This window comes from Streptomyces sp. NRRL S-244 (assembly GCF_000717915.1).
Classification (GTDB): domain Bacteria; phylum Actinomycetota; class Actinomycetes; order Streptomycetales; family Streptomycetaceae; genus Streptomyces.
In genome coordinates this window covers 34,501-49,572 of sequence record NZ_JOCX01000017.1, presented here as the reverse complement: position 1 = coordinate 49,572, position 15,072 = coordinate 34,501, and the positions used below count along the sequence as shown (strand labels likewise).

General features: G+C 71.6%; 13 protein-coding genes. 11 read left to right on the top strand and 2 right to left on the bottom strand.

Annotated features, from left to right (window positions below):
• The first annotated feature begins 139 nt into the window (after positions 1-139).
• The 5 genes from rplU to galE all read left to right on the top strand — a co-directional run bounded on the left by rplU (position 140) and on the right by galE (position 5,128).
• Positions 140-460 carry a 50S ribosomal protein L21 gene (rplU, locus tag IF02_RS0121565; protein WP_030159347.1) on the top strand — a complete coding sequence of 107 codons (321 nt, stop codon included), beginning with the start codon at positions 140-142 and terminating at the stop codon, positions 458-460.
• Positions 461-473: 13 nt separating this feature from the next.
• The gene (gene rpmA / locus IF02_RS0121560; protein ID WP_030027134.1) at positions 474-728 is read left to right on the top strand and encodes a 50S ribosomal protein L27; all 255 of its coding nucleotides are present in this window, start codon (positions 474-476) and stop codon (positions 726-728) included.
• A gap of 177 nt (positions 729-905) precedes the next feature.
• Complete coding sequence (obgE, locus tag IF02_RS0121555) at positions 906-2,351, top strand: GTPase ObgE (RefSeq protein WP_030159344.1); 1,446 nt, start codon at positions 906-908, stop codon at positions 2,349-2,351.
• A gap of 76 nt (positions 2,352-2,427) precedes the next feature.
• Positions 2,428-4,047: a glycosyltransferase family 2 protein gene (locus IF02_RS0121550; RefSeq protein WP_030159343.1), complete on the top strand. Its 1,620-nt coding sequence runs from the start codon at positions 2,428-2,430 to the stop codon at positions 4,045-4,047.
• Positions 4,048-4,126: 79 nt separating this feature from the next.
• A complete protein-coding gene (gene galE, locus IF02_RS0121545; protein WP_030159341.1) occupies positions 4,127-5,128 on the top strand; it encodes a UDP-glucose 4-epimerase GalE in 1,002 nt (333 codons plus the stop codon).
• Between the two features lie 75 nt (positions 5,129-5,203).
• Here the strand turns inward: galE and IF02_RS0121540 are convergent, their stop codons facing one another.
• The gene (locus IF02_RS0121540) at positions 5,204-6,352 is read right to left on the bottom strand and encodes a glycosyltransferase (RefSeq protein ID WP_030159340.1); all 1,149 of its coding nucleotides are present in this window, start codon (positions 6,350-6,352) and stop codon (positions 5,204-5,206) included.
• The gene (locus tag IF02_RS0121535; RefSeq protein WP_030159339.1) at positions 6,349-9,222 is read right to left on the bottom strand and encodes a bifunctional glycosyltransferase/CDP-glycerol:glycerophosphate glycerophosphotransferase; all 2,874 of its coding nucleotides are present in this window, start codon (positions 9,220-9,222) and stop codon (positions 6,349-6,351) included. Before IF02_RS0121535 ends, IF02_RS0121540 begins: the two co-directional genes overlap by 4 nt.
• 158 nt (positions 9,223-9,380) lie before the next feature.
• Between IF02_RS0121535 and IF02_RS0121530 the strand changes: the two genes are divergently transcribed.
• The 6 genes from IF02_RS0121530 to IF02_RS0121505 all read left to right on the top strand — a co-directional run bounded on the left by IF02_RS0121530 (position 9,381) and on the right by IF02_RS0121505 (position 15,044).
• On the top strand, positions 9,381-10,430 hold the full coding sequence (locus tag IF02_RS0121530; RefSeq protein WP_234318291.1) for a glycosyltransferase family 2 protein: 1,050 nt from the start codon (positions 9,381-9,383) through the stop codon (positions 10,428-10,430).
• Between the two features lie 3 nt (positions 10,431-10,433).
• Positions 10,434-10,856 carry a GtrA family protein gene (locus IF02_RS0121525; RefSeq protein ID WP_030159337.1) on the top strand — a complete coding sequence of 141 codons (423 nt, stop codon included), beginning with the start codon at positions 10,434-10,436 and terminating at the stop codon, positions 10,854-10,856.
• 99 nt (positions 10,857-10,955) lie between these two features.
• The gene (proB, locus tag IF02_RS0121520; protein ID WP_030159336.1) at positions 10,956-12,083 is read left to right on the top strand and encodes a glutamate 5-kinase; all 1,128 of its coding nucleotides are present in this window, start codon (positions 10,956-10,958) and stop codon (positions 12,081-12,083) included.
• A 61-nt stretch (positions 12,084-12,144) separates the two neighbouring features.
• A complete protein-coding gene (locus IF02_RS0121515) occupies positions 12,145-12,564 on the top strand; it encodes a hypothetical protein (protein ID WP_051696428.1) in 420 nt (139 codons plus the stop codon).
• 576 nt (positions 12,565-13,140) lie between these two features.
• Positions 13,141-14,418: a glutamate-5-semialdehyde dehydrogenase gene (locus IF02_RS0121510; RefSeq protein WP_030159327.1), complete on the top strand. Its 1,278-nt coding sequence runs from the start codon at positions 13,141-13,143 to the stop codon at positions 14,416-14,418.
• A 77-nt stretch (positions 14,419-14,495) separates the two neighbouring features.
• On the top strand, positions 14,496-15,044 hold the full coding sequence (locus IF02_RS0121505) for a hypothetical protein (RefSeq protein ID WP_037836851.1): 549 nt from the start codon (positions 14,496-14,498) through the stop codon (positions 15,042-15,044).
• Positions 15,045-15,072 lie beyond the last annotated feature (28 nt).

The following is a 15,072-nucleotide window of genomic DNA, read 5'->3' as shown; positions in this document are numbered from 1 at the left end:
TGAGCACCTTCCTCCGGCCGGGCCCCGCCCGCAGGAGAGGCCGCTCGTCCAATCCGGATCAGTTCGGTCCCCCCGCAAGAGGGGTCTGCCTGAGCGGCTGGCTTCAGGAGCATCCGTCCCGAGTGAGAGAGAGATCCGCGTGTACGCCATCGTGCGCAGCGGTGGTCGCCAGCACAAGGTTGCTGTTGGTGACATCGTTGAGGTTGACAAGATTTCCACTGCCAAGGTTGGCGACACGGTCGAGCTCTCGACCCTGCTCGTTGTCGACGGCGACGCCGTGACCAGCGACCCGTGGGTGCTGGCCGGGATCAAGGTCCAGGCCGAGATCGTGGACCACCACAAGGGCGCCAAGATCGACATCCTGCGCTACAAGAACAAGACCGGCTACCGCCGTCGCCAGGGTCACCGCCAGCAGTACACGGCGATCAAGGTCACCGGTATCCCCACGGCTGCGAAGTAAGAGGGACTGAGACATGGCACACAAGAAGGGCGCATCGTCCACCCGGAACGGGCGCGATTCCAACGCTCAGCGGCTCGGCGTGAAGCGCTTCGGCGGTCAGGTCGTTTCCGCCGGCGAGATCCTCGTCCGCCAGCGCGGCACCCACTTCCACCCGGGCTCGGGTGTCGGTCGTGGTGGCGACGACACGCTGTTCGCGCTGCAGGCCGGTGCCGTGCAGTTCGGCACGCACCGTGGCCGCAAGGTCGTCAACATCGTTCCGGCCGCCTGATCCAGCTCCTGCTGATCAGCGGTACGTAACTTCCCGAGGGCGGATCTCAGCTCTTTCCGGCGCAAGCCGGGAAGAGAGGTCCGCCCTCGGTGCGTTGGCACATAGGCACGGTTAGGCACGTTTAATGGGCAGCAAGGCCTGCCCGGGACATTCCCGTATGTATCTGGAGGAACAACCATGACCACCTTCGTGGACCGCGTCGAGCTGCATGTCGCCGCGGGTAACGGGGGCCACGGCTGCGCCTCCGTTCACCGGGAGAAGTTCAAGCCGCTCGGCGGCCCCGACGGCGGAAACGGCGGCCGTGGCGGCGACGTCATCCTGGTGGTGGAGCAGGCGATCACCACCCTGCTGGACTACCACCACAGCCCCCACCGCAAGGCCACCAACGGCAAGCCCGGCGAGGGCGGCAACCGCTCCGGCAAGGACGGCCAGGACCTGGTCCTGCCCGTGCCGGACGGCACCGTCGTCCTCGACAAGGAGGGCAACGTCCTCGCCGACCTCGTCGGCCAGGGCACCACGTACGTGGCCGCCGAGGGCGGCCGCGGCGGCCTCGGCAACGCCGCGCTGTCCTCCGCCCGCCGCAAGGCCCCCGGCTTCGCGCTGCTCGGCGTCCCCGGCACCACCGGCGACATCACCCTGGAGCTCAAGACCGTCGCCGACGTGGCCCTCGTCGGATTCCCGAGCGCCGGCAAGTCCTCGCTGATCTCGGTGCTCTCCGCGGCCAAGCCGAAGATCGCGGACTACCCCTTCACCACCCTCGTCCCGAACCTGGGCGTCGTCACCGCCGGCTCGACCGTCTACACGATCGCCGACGTCCCGGGCCTCATCCCGGGCGCCAGCCAGGGCAAGGGCCTCGGCCTGGAGTTCCTGCGCCACGTCGAGCGCTGCTCGGTCCTCGTGCACGTCCTGGACACCGCCACCCTGGAGTCCGACCGCGACCCGGTGGCCGACCTCGACGTGATCGAGGAAGAGCTCAAGATCTACGGCGGCGGCCTGGAGAAGCGCCCGCGCCTCGTCGTCCTCAACAAGGTCGACATCCCCGACGGCCAGGAGCTCGCCGACATGGTCCGCCCGGACCTGGAGGCCCGCGGCTACAAGGTCTTCGAGGTCTCCGCGGTCGCCCGTACGGGCCTCAAGGAACTCTCGTACTTCCTCGCCGAGGTCGTCGCCAAGGCGCGCGCCCGCAAGCCGAAGGAGGAGGCGACCCGCATCGTCATCCGCCCGAAGGCCGTGGACGACGCCGGCTTCACCGTCACGTACGACGAGGTCGAGGACGTCTACACCGTGCGCGGCGAGAAGCCGGAGCGCTGGGTCCGCCAGACCGACTTCAACAACGACGAGGCCGTGGGCTACCTGGCCGACCGCCTCAACCGCCTCGGTGTCGAGGAGGCGCTGAAGAAGGCCGGCGCCCGCGCCGGCGACGGAGTGGCCATCGGCTCCGACGACAACGCGGTCGTCTTCGACTGGGAGCCGACCGTGATGGCCGGCGCCGAGATGCTGGGCCGCCGCGGCGAGGACCACCGTCTGGACGCCCCGCGTCCGGCCACCACCCGCCGCAAGGACAAGGAAGCCCAGCGCGGGGACTCGGCGCAGAAGGAGTACGACGAGTTCCGGCCGTTCTGATCTGCTGCTTTGCCGCACCCGTGCCCCGGACGGCGGAGTTGAAGTGATGTTTACCCCGGTCGCCTAGGATCCACGGGTGAGCAGCACCAACACTCCCAGCGTTTCCGTCGTGGTGATCGCGTACAACGACGCCGTGCTCGTGGGCGAGGCCGTTTCCTCGGCCCTCGCCCAGGGCCCGGTCGTCGCCGAGGTGATCGCCGTGAACGACGCCTCGGCCGACGGCACCGCGCGGGTGCTGGACGAGCTGGCCGCCGTCCACCCCCGTCTGAAGGTCGTGCACCGCACGGAGAACAGCGGCGGGTGCGGCACCCCGCGCAACGACGGGATCGCGGCCGCGAGCTCCCCGTACGTGCTCTTCCTCGACAGCGACGACGTGCTGCCGCCGGGGGCGGCCGACGCCCTCGTGCGCGCCGCCGAGGAGCACCGCGCTCCGGTGACCGTCGGCGCGTGCGTACGCCGTGAGCTGCCGCTCCACCACGACGTGCCCTGGATGCCCGGGCTGTACACCGCGGGCGACGTGATCGAGCGCCCCGCCGACCGGCCCGAGCTGGTCCGGGACACCCTCTGCGTCAACAAGCTGTACGAGCGGGCCTTCCTGGACAAGCATGCGATCCGCTTTCCGGACGGCCGGTTCACCTACGAGGACTTCGTCTTCACCGCGCGCGTGCTGGCCGCCGCCCCGCGCATCGCCGTCATCGGCGACCTCGTCTACGTCTGGCACGTGCGCCGTGACGCCGCCCAGGTGTCGATCTCCCTGGACCGCAAGGACGTCGGCAACTGGCGCTCCCGGATCGAGGCCCACCGCGCGGCCCGCCGGATCATCACCGAGTCCTCCCCGGAGCTGGGCCTCGCCTGCCAGGTGAAGTTCCTGGAGTACGACCTGCGCATGTACCTGCGCGAGCTCGGCAAGGACCCCGGGTACCAGGCCGCGTGGTGGACGCTGACCCGCGATTACCTCGCCGGGTTCGACGAGGCCGCCGTCCTGGCCGCCGGGGCGCACGCCCGCTGGATCGTCCGGCTGCTGCGGGCCACCGCGAACCCGCCTGCCGACGTCGAGCGGCTCACCCGCTTCGCCGCCGAGCCGCCCCGGCTGCTGCCCCCGTACGCGACCGGCCCGCAGGGGCAGCCAGTGTGGAGCGAGGAGCTCCCGGTCGTCCTGGACGGGCTGGCCGGGCTGCCGGTGGCCGAACTGCCCGTCAGCATCGACGCCGAACCGGTGGGCGCGGGCCGGCTCCGGATCCGGGTGCGCGACCTGTACGGGCGCCTCGCCGAAGCCGGGCCGCGCACCGCCCGGCTGAGCTTCCTGCCCCGCTCGGGCGGGCAGCCGGTCCAGGACCGGCCGGTGGAGCTGCGCCCCGCCGCCGACGGCGACGGCTGGACCGCCGAACTGCCGTTCCGGCTCACCGGCGTGGCCGCCGCGGGGCGCCGCCAGGGCCGCCGCGGCATGCAGTCGTGGGGCGTCCAGGTGGGCGTGGAGTTCGCCGACGGGAGCTCCCTGGTCACCTCCCCGCGCCCCCTCGACGGCCTCCTGCACCGCCGCGCCCTGCCGAGCAGCAGGTACGGTGTTCTGCTGGCGCAGCCGTTCCGTACGGGCGGAGGATCACTGGCCCTGCGGCTCGCGCCGGGCGCCGCGGGCGCGCTGAGCCTCGTACGCAACCGTCTCCACCGGGCCCGGGCAGGCCGCGGATCGGAGTGAAGACAGCCGGCGACCGTCAGGCCGCCTGAGATTTCGGACAGGACCCCGGACCCGCTCCGGGGACTCCAGGGAGATACGCATGACTTTTCTGATCACTGGTGGCGCCGGCTACATCGGCTCGCACGTCGTCCGCGCGATGCTCGCCGCGGGGGAGGAGGTCGTCGTCTTCGACGACCTGTCCACGGGCAACGAGGACCGCGTCCCGCAGGGCGTCCCGCTGGTGATCGGCTCGGTCCTGGACCGGCTGCTCCTGGACGAGACCATCCGCGCGCACCGGATCACCGGCGTGGTGCACCTCGCGGGCAAGAAGCAGGTCGGCGAGTCCGTCGAGAAGCCGCTGTACTACTACCACGAGAACGTGGAGGGCCTTCAGGTCCTGCTGGGCGCGGTGGCCGCCGCCGGCGTCCGCAACTTCCTCTTCTCCTCCTCCGCCTCCGTGTACGGCATGCCCGACGTGGAGCTCGTCACCGAGGAGACCCCGTGCGCGCCGCTCAGCCCGTACGGCGAGACGAAGCTGGCCGGCGAGTGGCTGGTCCGCGCCGCCGGCAAGGCGCACGGCATCTCCACCGCCTGCCTGCGCTACTTCAACGTGGCGGGCGCGGCCGCCCCCGAGCTCGCGGACACCGGGGTCTTCAACCTGGTCCCGATGGTCTTCGAGCGGTTCGACAAGGGTGAGGGCGCCCGGATCTTCGGCGACGACTACCCGACCCCCGACGGCACCTGCATCCGCGACTACATCCACGTCGAGGACCTCGCCGAGGCCCACGTGGTGGCGGCCCGCAAGCTCGTCGAGTGGGGCGCGACCGGGGAGTACAAGGACCTCACCGTCAACATCGGCCGCGGCGAGGGCGTCTCCGTACGGGAGATGGCGCAGCTGCTGAACGAGGGCACCGGGCACACCTACGAGCCCGTCGTCGTCCCGCGGCGCCCCGGCGACCCGGCGAAGGTCGTGGCCTCGGCCGACAAGATCGCGGCGGAGCTGGGCTGGAAGGCCAAGCACGACGTCCGCGAGATGATCACCTCGGCCTGGACGGGCTGGGAGGCCAACCGCGCGGGCGCCGTGCACCACGTCGCGCGCTGACACGCCGTACGGACCACGTACGAAGCCGCCCGCCCCGGACGCGTTCCGGGGCGGGCGGCTTCGTGGTTCGGCGGCTCAGCGCTCCAAGAACGCGAACAGCTCTTCCCAGCGGTCGGTGATCTCGGCGCTGGAGTAGCGCTGCACGCTGCGGAAGGCGCTGTCGCCGAGCCGGTCGCGCAGTTCGCGGTCCGACATCAGCACGTCGAGGTGCCCGGCCAGCTCCATCGTGTTGCCCAGCCGGGCCAGCAGCCCGTCCTCGCCGTGCGCCACGATCTCCCGTACGCCCGGCGCGCAGTCGAACGCGGCCGCCGGCACGCCCGCGGCCATCGCCTCCAGCAGCGTGATCGGGAAGCCCTCGGCCCGCGAGGCCTGCGCGAACACCGAGGCCCCGCGCAGCGCGCCCAGCACGTCGTCGGTGCTGCCCATCCACTCCACGGAGTCGGTCAGCCCGAGCGTGGCGGCGTGCGCCCGCAGCGCCGGCTCCTCGACGCCCGCCCCGTAGATCCGCAGGACCCAGTCGGGGTGGAGCGGGGCGGCGTCGGCCCACGCGTCGAGCAGCAGGTCCACGCCCTTCTCGAAGGCGAGGCGGCCGACGCTGGCGACGACCTTCTCCGAACGCGGCGCGGGGGAGTCCGGCATGAACGGCAGCGGGTTCGGCATGCTGCCCACGTTCTCCATGCCGGCCCGGATCCACAGGTCCGCGTCCTCCGGGGTCAGCACGAGCAGCCGGTCGACCTCCGCGTAGTGGCGGCGTACCCGCTCGCCGCGGGTGGACTTCTGGCTGGCCTCGAACGACTCGTGGCTCATGCCGATGAGGCCGAGCCCCTTGGTGTCGGCGAGCGCCACCCACTCCATCGCCCAGACCTGCGTGACGATCACGACGGCCCCGGGGCCGGCCGCGCGGAAGAGCTCGTTCAGCTTCTCCGCCTTGGCCCGCATCTTCGCCCGCCGCGCCGCCTGGCGGCGCCGCTCGGGGGCGTTCAGCCTGCCCTTGATCCCGCGCAGGCGGCGCGCTTTCGGCGGGTGGGCGTCGTAGAGGGTGGTCATCTCGTACGGCAGGTCCTGCGGCAGCTTCTGCCGGATCTCCTCGGCGACCGGGGCGATGCCGACGATGTGCACCCGGTGCCCGCGGTCCGTGAACAGCCTGGCCATCTGGTGCGACCAGGTCGTCACGCCGCCGAGCTCGTCGACGCTGTTGGAGACGATGAAGATGTCCCGGCTCACTTGCCGCTCCCGGTGAAGAACTTCTCTACGATCTGGCGGGCCGCGTCCCCGCGGTCGTACTCGCCGAATTCGGTGAGGAAACGCTGCCGCGCCTCCGCGTACTTGGCGTCCGCCTCGTCGAAGGCGGCGAGCGCCTGGAGGAGCTCGTCGGCCGTGGCCACCACCGGACCGGGCGCCTTCTCCTTGAGGTCGAAGTACGTGCCGCGGATGTCGGTCGCGTACTCCTCGTAGTCGTACGCGAAGAAGAGCATCGGCCGGTCCAGGACCGAGTAGTCGAACATCACGGACGAGTAGTCGGTGATCAGCCCGTCGGCGAGCGCCAGCAGCGGGGTGATGTCGTGGTGCCGGGACACGTCGATGACCCGGCCCGCGACCGACGGCGGCAGCGAGACGCTGTTGAGGTAGTGGGTGCGCACCAGCAGCGTGAAGCGGTCGCCGAGGCGCTCGGCGAACTCCTCCACGTCGAAGGGGAACTCGAAGCCCTCCACCGCGCCGTCCGCGTTCGCCCGGAAGGTCGGCGCGTACAGCAGCACCTTCTTCTCCGGGTCGATGCCCAGCTCGGCCGCGAGCGGCCCGCGCACCCGCTCCCCGCTCTGCGCCTCGGCGCGGTGCGCCTCGACCAGGGCGTCGTTGCGCGGGTAGCCCGTGCGCAGCAGCACCTCGTCGCGCAGCCGGAAGCCCTTGGCGAGGGTGCGGGCGTCGTGCTCGGAGCGGATCAGGAAGTGGTCGAAGCGGTCCACGGCCGCCTGGAAGCGGTCCTGGCCCGCCTTGCCCTGCGCCTTGGTGCGGGGCTCGTGGAAGCCCATGCGCTTGAGCGCGGAGCCGTGCCAGGTCTGGATGTACGTGGTTCCCTCGCGCTTGGCCAGGGCCAGGGGGAAGCCCTGGTTGTCGACCCAGAACTCGGCCTGCGCCAGCGCGCGCAGGTAGGGCCAGCTCCAGCGGCGTACCAGCGTGGCGTCCTTGGGGAAGCCGGTGGGCTTGCCGCCCGCGTACGACCAGATCGCCTCGAACGGGATGCCCTGGCGGACCATCTCCTCGTAGATCGCCTTCGGGCTGTCGCTGTACTGCTTGCCCATGTGGCTCTCGAAGACGACCGTGCCCTTCTTGATCGGCAGCTTCGAGAAGACCTCGTGGTAGACCTTCACCTTCTGCTCGCCCGAGCCGATGTTGCGGCGGGCCCGCAGGGCCTTGCGCAGACCCCGCTTGACCACGCCGGCGGCCCTGCCGTGCATCGCACTGCTGATCAGCGTCTGCGTGCGGACGGCGGCGGCGCCCTCGGCGGTCAGGACGTAGGAGAGGTTCCCCTTCTTGGTGACCTCCGGCGCGAAGCGGTCGGAGACCAGCCGGGTCAGCCGCGGGCGCACGCGCAGGCGGGCCGCCGAATCCAGGTCGACCCCGCCGACGGAGACGCGGGTGGTGAGGCGGTCGCCGCCGGCGGTCAGCTTCAGGCGGACGTCCCAGACGGCGTCGATGATGCCGAGGGGGCGCACGGTGCTGCCGATGTCGGCCGTGGCGGTCCACTCGATCGTGTCACCGGCGTGCCGCACGGTTGCCACCGGGAAGCTGAAGGACCGTACGCCGATCTGCCGGCGGGCCCGGAACTCCAGCGTGGCCGCCAGCTCCTTGTCCGGGCTGATCCGGCCCAGCGGGTTCACCACGGAGCCCGAGAGCGTGACGGTGCCGCGCCCGTCGTCCTCGTACGAGGTCAGACGGTTGCCCAGCGCGAGGGAGGAGAGCGGGGCGGTGTGGAAGCCCTGCTCGGTGACGTCCAGTATCCGGCGGGCCTCTTCGTCCTCGTCGATGTCCGTGTCACACCAGTAGACGCGGCCGTCGCGCTCGGCGAGCGGCGAGGACAGCCGGCCCTTGTTGGTCATGGCGTCGGCGGCCGGGAGCAGGTTGTCCCAGTCCTCCTTGCCCAGCAGGTAGGCGCAGATCGCCTGGAGGTACGTGACGTTCTCGTACGCGGCCGGGTCGATGCCGGCCAGGTAGCCGTTGGCGAGGCGGGCGAACTCCTGGCGGTACGTGTCGCCCAGCAGGGGCAGGTCGCGCAGGTGCAGCACCAGGTCGTGCTTGAGGAACTTGGCGTCCTTCGCGGACTTGATGGCCGTGTGCCCCTTGGCGGCCAGCAGCTCGTCGACGCGGCGGTGGATCTCCATCCGGTGGACGAAGTTCGCGATCTCGTGGCGCCGGTTGCTGATCGACTTCGCCGCGGCCTTCTCGACCACGTTCCAGTAGTAGACGTGGTTCGGGATCAGCGTGATGCGGCGGGCGGCGACGTAGGCCTGCGCGGAGAAGAGAAGGTCCTCGTAATGGATGCCGACCGGGAACTCCAGGCCCTGCTCCAGCAGGAACGCGCGCCGGTAGCACTTGTTCGTGGAGAGGGTGTCGTAGACCAGCAGGTCCGGGTCCTCGGTGATCGACTCCAGCGTGCGGGTGCGCGAGTAGATCCAGGGGTACCACTCGGTGGTTTTGCCCCACCGGTTGTCGAGGTGCACGCGCACGCACATGCCGGAGACCAGGTCGGACCCGGTCCGCTCGGCCGCGGCCAGCATGTTCCGGCAGGCGTTCCGTTCCAGCACGTCGTCGCTGTCCAGGAACATGACGTACGTGCCGGTCGCCTGCTGGATGCCGTGGTTGCGCGGGGCACCGCAGCCGCCGCTGTTCTCCGGCAGCCGGAAGGCGCGCACTCTCCCCGGGTGCGCGGCCTCGAGCTCCTGGGCGACCGCGTACGACCGATCCTTGCTGCAGTCGTCGACGATCACGACTTCGACCCCGTGCAGGGTCTGGTCCAAAACCGACTGGACGGCTGTCGGCAGACGCTCTGCGTCGTTGTAGACGATGACGACCACGGAGACGTCAGGCACGTGCACCTCGATCCCTTTGTTCCATTCCGCTTAACCCGTCAAAGCTACCGTGTGCCGCGTGCGGATCCGGCAGACCGACCCCCGGCGTGCATACTTCTGAGGTAGAGGTGTGTGGCGGGTCCGGTCGCCGACAATCACCCGTTCGGACCCAGCAGGAAGTGTTCATGACGAAGCTGTCCGTAGTAGTCCCTTGCTACAACGAAGAAGCCGTGATCGACCGCTTCGACCTGGAGATCCGCAGGGTCCTGGACTCCCTGCCCGTCGAGTACGAGGTCTGCTACGTCGACGACGGCAGCCGTGACGGAACTCTCGTCAAGCTCCGCAAGATCGCCGCCGAGCACGGGGACCGCACCCGGTACGTCTCCTTCAGCCGCAACTTCGGCAAGGAGGCGGGCATGCTCGCCGGCCTGCGCGAGGCCACCGGCGACGCGGTCGTGATCATGGACGCCGACCTCCAGCACCCGCCGGAGCTCATCGCCACCATGCTCGACTACTACCGGCAGGGCCACGACCAGATCATCGCCCGCCGCACCCGCGAAGGCGACAAGAAGGTCCGCTCCGCGCTCAGCCGCCTCTACTACCGCGGCGTCAACCGCTGGGTCGACGTGGAGCTCACCGACGGCGTCGGCGACTTCCGGCTGCTGTCCCGGCCGGCCGTGGACGCGCTGCTGTCCCTGCCGGAGTACAACCGCTTCTCCAAGGGGCTCTTCTCCTGGATCGGCTTCGACACCGTCCACTTCGACTACCGCAACGCCCAGCGCGAGGCGGGCGAGACGAAGTGGAAGTTCGGCTCCCTGCTGAACTACGCCATGGACGGGCTGATCTCCTTCAACAACCGGCCGCTGCGGATCGGAATCTGGGCGGGCGTGTCGCTGGTGGCGCTGACCGTGCTGTACGCCGTGTACGTCGCCGTCAGCGCGATGACCAACGGCATCGACTCGCCCGGTTACGTCACCCTCGTCGCGATCATCACCGGCATCGGCGGCGTTCAGATGATCATGCTGGGGCTGATCGGCGAGTACATCGGCCGCATCTACTACGAGACCAAGCGCCGCCCGCACTTCCTGGTCAAGGAGGCGCACGGCGCGGACCCGCAGGCCCGGCCCGACGCCGCCGGGGTCCGGCCCGCCGCCGGGGTCCAGCCCGACGCCCGCGAGCGCGGAGGCCTGTCCGCCTCGCGCCTCACGGTCTCCGCCGAGCGCGAGGTGCGCTGAACCATGCGCAGCCAGCTCGGCCAGATCCTCCGCTTCGGCCTCGTCGGCGCCGTCAACACCGGCACCTTCTTCGCCATCTACCTGCTGCTGCACCCGTGGATGCCGTACTTCCTGGCCTACACCCTCGCCTTCCTGCTGGCGATGGTCGGTTCGTTCTTCATGAACACGTACTTCACCTACCGGACCAAGCCGACCTGGAAGAAGTTCCTGCTCTTCCCGCTGACCAACATCACGAACTACGTGATCCAGTCCGCCGGGCTCTACGCCCTGGTGACCTGGGCCGGGCTCGACACCCGGATCGCCCCGCTCGTCGCCGCGGTCGTGGCCATCCCGTTCACCTACCTGCTCTCGCGCAAGATCCTCGTCCCGGGCGCGGCCGCCGCGGCCGAGGACCCGGAGCCGGCCCGCAGCGGCTCCGGGGCGTGAGTCCACCGTCGTCCACCGTCTGAAACCCCTGCGCGGGCGCGGCGCACCACCCCGTAGATTGAGGTGGCAGACGTACCGGCAAGGGGCAAGGGGACAGACGTGTCAGCGGCTAGGCAAGGTGTCGTGGACGCCCGCAGGATCGTGGTCAAGGTCGGATCCTCCTCCCTGACCACCGCGGCCGGCGGACTCGACGCCGACCGGGTGGACGCCCTGGTCGACGTACTGGCCAAGGCGCGCAGCGGCGGTGAGAAGGAGATCGTCCTCGTCTCCAGCGGAGCCATCGCCGCCGGGCTCTCCCCGCTCGGCCTGCGCCGCCGCCCCACGGACCTGGCCCGGCAGCAGGCCGCCGCCAGCGTCGGGCAGGGCCTGCTGGTCGCCCGGTACACGGCCTCCTTCGCCCGGTACGGGGTCCGCGTCGGGCAGGTGCTGCTGACCAGCGACGACACCAGCCGCCGCGCCCACTACCGCAACGCGTACCGGACCCTGGACCAGCTCCTGGCCATGGGCGCCCTGCCGGTGGTCAACGAGAACGACACCGTCGCCACGGACGAGATCCGCTTCGGCGACAACGACCGGCTCGCCGCCCTCGTCGCCCACCTGGTCCGCGCCGACCTCCTCGTCCTCCTGTCCGACGTGGACGGCCTCTACGACGGAGACCCGTCGCTGCCCGGCACCACCCGCATCGACGAGGTGCGCGGCCCCGAGGACATCGCGCACGTCTCGATCGGCAGCGCCGGCAAGGCGGGCGTCGGCACCGGCGGCATGGTCACCAAGGTCGAGGCGGCGCGGATCGCGGCCGCGGCCGGCATCCCGGTCGTCCTCACCTCGGCGAGCCAGGCGGCCGACGCCCTGGCGGGCCGGCTCACCGGTACGCACTTCCACGCCACCGGCCGGCGCTCGGCGGACCGGCTGCTGTGGCTCCAGCACGCCTCGACCCCGCAGGGGCACCTGGTCCTGGACGAGGGCGCCGTACGCGCGGTGACCGAGCGTGGCAGCTCCCTGCTGCCCGCCGGGATCGCGGCCGTCGAGGGCGAATTCGTCGCCGGCGACCCGGTGGAACTGCGCGGGCCCGACGGCCGCGCCGTGGCCCGCGGGCTGGTCAACTTCGACGCCAAGGAACTCCCGCAGCTGCTCGGCCGCTCCACCAGGGAGCTGGCGAAGGAACTCGGTCCGGCGTACGAGCGCGAGGTCGTACACCGCGACGATCTGGTCCTGCTGGAGGGCTGAGGTTCGGTAAAACCGCCGCGCGGCGGGCCGGGGACTGGTCAACTGTGAGGGGCGGACAGGCATGGCGCAGACAGGAGGCGGGCTGGTGAGACGAGCGCTGACCAGCATCAGCGGCGGCGGGGACGAAGAGCAGGGCGAAGCCTCCCGGCTCTGGCACGTCACCCTGAGCGTCTCCGGCAAGCCGGCGCCGCTGTCGGAGGTCCGGCGCGGCCTGGAGCAACTGGCGCACGACCACCCCTTCCTCCTGACCAGCCGGTACGCCGACGACCACGCGGAGATCCGGTACTGGGAGGAAGCACGCGACCTCCACGACGCCGCGGCCGTCGCCCTGCGCCTGTGGGGCGAACACCGCTCCTCGGCGCAGCTCCCGCCGTGGGAGATCGTCGGCCTGGAGGTCATCGACCGCGCGACCTACCACCTGCGCGTGGCAGAGGGCTACGGCCCACCCCCGGCGCATCCGGTGGGCGTGCACCCTTATTGACGCGCCGCAGCCTTCTTGACGCGCCGCTCGCACGGCTCGGCCGCGGGCGGCCTCCCCGGCTTCGCGCCGCTGCGCCGGACTCCGTCCGGCGGGTGGCGGGGCGGGGCCACGGGCTGCGCCTTGCGGGCCTGTGCCGCTGCGCGGGGCGGTCCCCTACCCGCCCTTCCACCGTTCCCAGGGACTCCGCCCCTGACCCCGCCCCGGGCTCAGGGGCGCTGCCCCGTCCCCTGACCCCGCCCCTGGGCCCCGTCCCCGGGGCCGGGGCGGAGTTCCCGTTCCGGGGGCTGCGCGCCCTGCGCACCCCTGGCCGGCCCCTCCGGCGTTTGCGGGCGGGGTCCCGGCGGAGCCCCGGGGGAACGGGCGAAGGCGGTGTAGGGGACCACGCCCCGCAGGGCCCACGGCCGGCACCCGCCCCCGGCCCGCACCAGGCGGCGGTCCGGGCCATGGCGGGTCCTGCCGTGCGGTCCGGAGCCCACGCGGGCATCCTGAGGCGGCGCGGGACCCCGGCCGGGGCGGGGCGTCTCGCGGGGTGGAACCCCGTCGGCCCGGGCAGGGGCGGGGACTACCCTGGGCGGCATGACCTCGCTCGACGCCCCCGCCTCGCCCGTGATCGCCACCGCGCAAGCCGCCCGTACCGCCGCCGCGGCCATCGCCCCCCTCCCGCGGTCCGCCAAGGACGCCGCGCTGCTGGCCATCGCGGACGCGCTGGTGGCCCGTACGGCCGAGATCGTCGAGGCCAACGCCACCGACATCGCCAAGGCCCGCGAAGCCGGCACCAGTGAGACCGTCATCGACCGCCTCACCCTCACCCCCGACCGCGTCGCGGCCATCGCGTCCGACGTCCGGGACGTTGCCGCACTCCCCGACCCCGTCGGCGAGGTCGTCCGCGGCTCGACCCTCCCCAACGGGATCGACCTCCGCCAGATCCGCGTCCCGCTCGGCGTCGTCGGCATCATCTACGAGGCCCGCCCCAACGTCACCGTCGACGCCGCCGCCCTCTGCCTCAAGTCCGGCAACGCGGTCCTGCTGCGCGGCAGCTCCTCCGCCTACGCCTCCAACACGGCCCTCGTGGCCATCCTCCGCGACGCCGTCGAAAGCGCCGGCCTGCCCGCCGACGCGATCCAGCTGGTCCCGGGCGAGTCCCGCGACTCCGTCCGCGAGCTGATGCGCGCCCGCGGCCTCGTCGATGTCCTCATCCCGCGCGGCGGCGCCTCCCTCATCAAGACCGTCGTCGAGGAGTCCATCGTCCCGGTCATCGAGACCGGTACCGGCAACTGCCACGTCTACGTGGACGCCCAGGCCGACCTCGACATGGCCGTGGACATCCTCGTCAACTCCAAGGCCCAGCGGCCCTCGGTCTGCAACTCCGCCGAGACCCTCCTCGTCCACCGCGACATCGCCGACGCCTTCCTGCCGCGCGCCCTCGACGCCCTCGCCGACGCCGGCGTCACCGTCCACGGCGACGAGCGGGTCCTCGCGGCCGCCGAGCACTCCAAGGTCAGCGCACTGCCCGCCACCGACGAGGACTGGGCCGCCGAGTACCTCTCGTACGACATCGCCGCCGGGGTCGTGGACTCCCTCGACGACGCCGTCGCCCACATCCGCCGCTGGACCTCCGGCCACACCGAGGCGATCGTCACCACCTCGCAGGCCGCCGCCCGCCGTTTCACCCAGCTGGTCGACTCGACCACGGTCGCCGTAAACGCGTCCACCCGGTTCACGGACGGTGGCCAGTTCGGCTTCGGCGCCGAAATCGGAATCTCCACCCAGAAGCTGCACGCCCGGGGCCCGATGGGCCTTCCGGAGCTGACCTCCACCAAGTACATCGTCACCGGCGACGGTCACGTCCGGTAGTCGGACCCCGCACACCGGGTGGCCGGATTTCGGCTCACACCCTGCCCAAAGCGGTCCCCCCGGTCTACGCTGGTGCTGTGCCGGACGACGTGGGGGGCAAGTTCCCGGACGACGGGGAGCCCGACAACGACGACCGCGGAGGCGCGGATCAGGACTTCGCCTCCGTGGTGTTCGACGAGGACTTCGTCCGGAGCGCCGAGATCCATGAGCCGAGCGCCGCGGAACGCCAGCGGGCCGCGGACCGGGCGCGCGCAGAGGCGGAAGCCGCCCGCGCCGTCGCCGGCGGCTGGACCTCCGACGACGACTACGACGGCTACGGCTACGGCCGCCCCGACGGTTACGGCATCGACGAACCCGGCTGGGAACACGGCCCCGGCTACGCCGAGGGTCCGTACGGGGCCTACGGCGGCGCGCTGCGGCCCTACCGGGGCCGCTCGCCCTGGCTGCGCCCCGTCGCCTGGGTGCTCGCCTTCGTGATGGGCCTCGGCATGGTCGCCCTGGCCTTCAGCGCCGTCTACCGCAGCGCGGCGAGCGACGCGGACCACACGCCCGCGCCCGCCACCACCCCGCTCACGGAAGTCAGCGGCGCCGGAGCGTTTACGTACCCCGTCGGCCGCCAACCCTGAAGGTACGACCCCACTCGCGTCGACCGGA

Bases quoted from the DNA above. Each gene is read 5' to 3' on its own strand.
- rpmA (WP_030027134.1), top strand. From the start codon at position 474: ATGGCACACAAGAAGGGCGCATCGTCCACCCGGAACGGGCGCGATTCC.
- obgE (WP_030159344.1), top strand. From the start codon at position 906: ATGACCACCTTCGTGGACCGCGTCGAGCTGCATGTCGCCGCGGGTAAC.
- galE (WP_030159341.1), top strand. From the start codon at position 4,127: ATGACTTTTCTGATCACTGGTGGCGCCGGCTACATCGGCTCGCACGTC.
- IF02_RS0121530 (WP_234318291.1), top strand. From the start codon at position 9,381: ATGACGAAGCTGTCCGTAGTAGTCCCTTGCTACAACGAAGAAGCCGTG.
- IF02_RS0121525 (WP_030159337.1), top strand. From the start codon at position 10,434: ATGCGCAGCCAGCTCGGCCAGATCCTCCGCTTCGGCCTCGTCGGCGCC.
- IF02_RS0121515 (WP_051696428.1), top strand. From the start codon at position 12,145: ATGGCGCAGACAGGAGGCGGGCTGGTGAGACGAGCGCTGACCAGCATC.
- IF02_RS0121510 (WP_030159327.1), top strand. From the start codon at position 13,141: ATGACCTCGCTCGACGCCCCCGCCTCGCCCGTGATCGCCACCGCGCAA.